At 72.6% G+C, this 3,874-nt stretch carries 1 protein-coding gene and 1 pseudogene; both read right to left on the minus strand.

Going from position 1 to position 3,874, the window contains the following annotated elements; genetic code table 11:
• Positions 1-4: 4 nt before the first annotated feature.
• Complete coding sequence (locus tag AC2VOR_RS07730) at positions 5-3,586, minus strand: lipid II flippase MurJ (protein WP_486963533.1); 3,582 nt, start codon at positions 3,584-3,586, stop codon at positions 5-7.
• A pseudogene (locus AC2VOR_RS07735) lies at positions 3,583-3,874 on the minus strand (hypothetical protein); the annotation flags it as partial. The pseudogene AC2VOR_RS07735 and the gene AC2VOR_RS07730, both read right to left, overlap by 4 nt.

Below are 3,874 nucleotides of genomic sequence, written 5' to 3' on the forward strand. Positions count from 1 at the left end.
AGGTTCAGGACGCGGCCGCAACCGTGATTTCCGAGATCGCCGCGCGGCTTTTGCCGTCGGTGCTGCCCAACGTCGAGATCCACACCAGCAGATTCGATGTCGGTGCAGTAGACGTGACCGCGATCACGTTGTGACCGGGCTTGAGCGTGGCGGCCGGCATCAGCAACGTGGTGTCGTCCAGCTTCGCCGGGTTCGGCGTGGGCGACGAGCGGAGCTCGACCTGCGTGCCGGTGCTGGAGATGTCGATGGAGACGGCGCCGACCACCGTCGGGCTCGGCAGCTGCAGCATCAGCCCGACCCCGTTCTTGAAGGAGGGGAACGGGGCGGCGTCGTTGTAGGTGTCGGTCTCCCACGAGGTGGAGGGGTCGCCGTCGATCGCCAGCCCGGCCTGGCCCGGGTTGTCGGCCTCGCCGTCCGGGGAGAAGACCGTGGCCTTCGTGGGTTTGACGACGCTGCCGGCGCGGACCGAGCCGGACGCCGGCGCCGACGTCGCCGACGTGGGTCCGTTGAGCCCCAGTTCGTCCTTGTTCAGACCCCCGCCGACATTGCCGAAGATCTTGCTGACCACCGAGGCGAGCACCAGCAGCGCGACCACGAGGACCGCCAAGCCCGCGCCGACGCCGATCAGCAGGTTGCGGCGCCGGCGCGCGAGGACGGCCGGGTCGCCGGCGGACGGGCGGAGCGCCTGGAAGGGCGGGGTGTCGTCGATCGGGCCGAGCACCTCGGTGCGGTCGGCCACGGCGGTCGCCTGCTGCAGCAGGTTCAGCAGCGTCGAGGCGCTGCGGATGCCGCCGTCGTCCTGCACCGCGCGCACGGCGACGGCCGAGATCTGGAACGGAATCGCGCGGTCGATGACCGTGGGTTCGACGGGGACGCCGTTGGCGTCCCGCTCGGCGGGGGCGAGCCCGCTGCGGACCCCGGGCTCCGGCAGCGGCCAGCGGTTGACCAGCAGGGCGTACAGCGCGGCGCCGATGCCGCGGATGTCGGCCTGCGGGTTGGCGTCGGGCATGGTCGCCGGATACGCCAGCACGACGTCGCCGTCGATGCTGACGCGCACCCGGCTCGGGTGGTCGATCGACAGGGTCACACCGGCGCGGTGGGCCGCCTCGGCGGCGGCGGCCAGCGACTGCATCGCGCGGACGGCGCCGACGGGCGAGGGCGCGGTGTCGGCCACCTCGCGCAGCGAGCCACCGCGAATCCACTCCGAAACCACCAGGCCGCCGGAACCGCTGTGCACCACATCGAGCACCCGGGCGATGCCGGGCTTGTCGACCCGGCTCAGCCGCAACGTGCGGGACAGGATCTCCTGCACCACGTCGTCGGGCAGGGAGCCGTCCGGGTCGACGAACGTCAGCGCCACCTGCCGGTCCAGCGCGGTGTCCAGCGCCTGCCAGAACTGCAGCGGTGGCGTGCCGCCGTGGGACACCAGCAGGCGGTAGCGCCCCCCGGCGATCCGGGCGCCGGGAAGCAGGTGTGTGTCCCCGGACGCCGGGGATTCCCCGCCGCGCTCGCGGGGGGCGTCCGGCGGCACCGGTCCGCGGGGCGACGCGGCGTGCGCCGACGTGTCCGCCGCGCGCTCCGGGGGGATGTCGGGCTGGAAGTCGTCGGCGACCGGTCGCGGAAGCTCGGAGCGCGACACGGCGCTGTCCATAGGGCGGTCGCTCACCTCCGGTCCTTTCGCTGTCCGCGCGTTGCCTTCCCGCTCCGGCGGCCTGCGCGGCTCGTTGACCGCATTCACCCTCGGCAGGGACGAATTCCTCTGCTCAGGGTACGTGACGGGGGTCGACCCGGACGATCCGTCCCGCCCGTTCGCTTTGCTGGCCCTCACCGTCCCCGCCGGGCGTGCGTTGCCGTGCCCGATCCGGCGCCGGGCCGCCTCCAATGCCGCCTGCGCCTCGGGGACCTGGGCGCGCAGCATGAACGTCGTCATGACCGGCAGCATGATCGTTGCCAGTATCAGCAGGCGCAGCAGTGAACCGGCACCGCCGCCGTGCGCGGTCAGGCGGCCCAGCCCCAGCAGGCGGTCGGCGACGTAGGCGAGCAGCCCGGCCAGCAGCGACGCGGCCGTCGTCACCAGGACGGTTCGCACCGTGGACACGTCGACCAGGTGGCCGCCGCGGGGCAGCAGCGCCAGTCGCAGCAGCAGGTAGCCCACCACCGCACCGGCCAGGAACCCGACTCCGTTGGCCAGGCCGAGCAGGCCGGCCACCAGCTTCGGGTCGCCGGTGAGGTGCGGCGCCAGCAGCGACCCGGCGATCTTGACGACCGTGATCACGACGATGACCACGATCGGGGTCCACGGCTGCTCGCGCGCGTAGAACACCCGCAACTGCAGCAGCACCAGCCCGTAGGGGATCAGCGTGAACGCCGACAACGCGATCGCGGCGCCCAGGTACCCGGCGTCGACCTGCCCGAAGTGGCCGTAGGCGAACAGGGCGCTGCCGATGGCCGGGCCGCCGACGGTCATGAACGCCACGATCGGGATGAGCGTCACCAGGGTCAGCCGGGTGGCCAGCGACAGGTCGCCGAGCACGCCCTTGATGTCGTCGGCGGCGGCGTTGCGGCTCAGCCGCGGCATCACCACGGTCAGCACCGTCACCCCGATCATCCCGTAGGGCAGCATCAGGACGAGCCAGGTGTAGTTGTAGATCGCGGGTCCGGACGCCGCCGCGGTGCTGGCGATCTCGTTGCCGACCACGAGCCCGAGCTGGCTGATCAGCACGTAGAGCACCATGGCGGCGGCCATCGCGCCGAAGCGCTTGAGACGCTCGTCGATCCCCCACAGCGGGCGCAGGCTCACGCGTTCGCGCCGCAGCGCGATCAGCAGCATCGCGGCCTGGGCGAACACGCCCACGGTGGTGCCGATGCCGAGCACCAGCAGCTTGGGGTTGCCCATCCGCACGGGATCGACGGACAGCGCGCCGGGGACCGCGACGTAGACCGCCAGGGTCACCAGCGCGACGACGTTGTTGACGACGGGCGCCCAGGCGGTGGGGCCGAATACGTTGCGGGTGTTCAGGATCGCCATGAACACCGACGTCAGGCCGTAGGCGAGCACCTGCGGCAGCAGCAGATAGGCGAACGCGGTGGTCAGCGGTTCGTTGACCTGCGGGATGCGGCCCAGCATCAACCGCACCAGCAGCGGCGCGGCCAGCACCGACAACGCCGTCGCCACCACCAGCAGCGCGGTCGTCAGGGTGACCAGGCGCCGCACGAACGCCGCCCCGCCGTCGGGGTCGGACTGCTCGGCGCGGGCCAGCACCGGAACGAAGATCGCGGTGAACGTCGCCTCGAGCACCAGGGCGGCCACCAGGTTCGGCAGCTGGTTGGCCACCGAGAACGCACTCGACAGCGCCGCGCCCAGGATGGCGGCGAGCAGCACGATCCGGGCGAAGCCGGTCAGCCGGCTGACCAGGGTGGCAAAGGCGATGGCCCACGACCGCGAGACCACCGCGGAGTCCGACAGTTCGGCCCGCCGGGCAACAGCCGGCGCACCGGGTGGGGCGGCCGGTGGGGCGGGAGGTGCGGGCCGGTGCCGCCGGTTCGGCTGCGGCTGTGGGTAGGCCCGCCGCGAGGCTGGTGTCATACCCGGTGCTTTTCGTCGACCTCGGGGGCGGACTCGTCGTGCAGTTCGGCCGGCCTCGGCTGCGGCGGAATTCCGCGCCGCGGCCGGTCCAGGTCGGCGGGGTCGGGCTGGCCGCGGAACCGGTGCCACAGGCGGCGCCCGGCCAGCAGCACCAGCACCGCCGCGGCGCTCAGCGTGATCGCGAACAGCAACTTGCCATAGGCGTTGGAATGCACCAACAACCGCACCGGTTCGCCCAGGCGCATCCCGGCCGGGGTGCGCAGCGTCACGTCGACGGCGACCCGCTTG

The organism is Mycobacterium sp. TH-M103 (assembly GCF_057473785.1).